Raw genomic sequence first — 527 nt, forward strand, 5'->3', positions numbered from 1 at the left:
ATCGCTGCGTTCAACTCGACGAGCGAGAAGAACCTGATGTTGCGCAACTTGGCGATAATCCAGCGCGTCGCGACCTGCACGGCGACCTCGACCTTCGCCGTTTCTCGGCCGTGCCGGCACAATGGCCGTGTCGTAGTGCACCGCCATTTCGGCATAGGCACGATTGACGCCCGGCTCGTAGAAGCAGGCCTTGGTGACGCCGGACTTCAGATTGTCGGAAACGACCATCGCCGGCACACCGCCGTAAAAGACAAAGGCGCGTGTGTGCGAGCCGATCCAGTCGGGCAGCGTCTGCGTGAAGGTTGCCTCGGCGTACGTAAAACTCGATGCGCCGAGGGCTGCGACAAACAGCTGGCAGGCATGCACCTCTCCGGTCGCGGCATCGACGATGTCAATCGTCGTACCGGCGTAATCGACGAACAGCTTCTCGCCGGCCACATGCGCCTGCCGCATCGTCGGCGACAACCGGCCTTCCCAGGCTCGATAGAGTTCGCAGAACCAGCTGCGGCCGTAACCGTCGGGATGCG

General features: G+C 62.6%; 1 pseudogene. It reads right to left on the reverse strand.

The annotated features are described in order from the left end of the window. Positions 1-527, reverse strand: a pseudogene (gene istA / locus IVA82_RS24995) (IS21 family transposase); the annotation flags it as partial.

This window comes from Bradyrhizobium sp. 142 (assembly GCF_023074015.1).
Classification (GTDB): domain Bacteria; phylum Pseudomonadota; class Alphaproteobacteria; order Rhizobiales; family Xanthobacteraceae; genus Bradyrhizobium.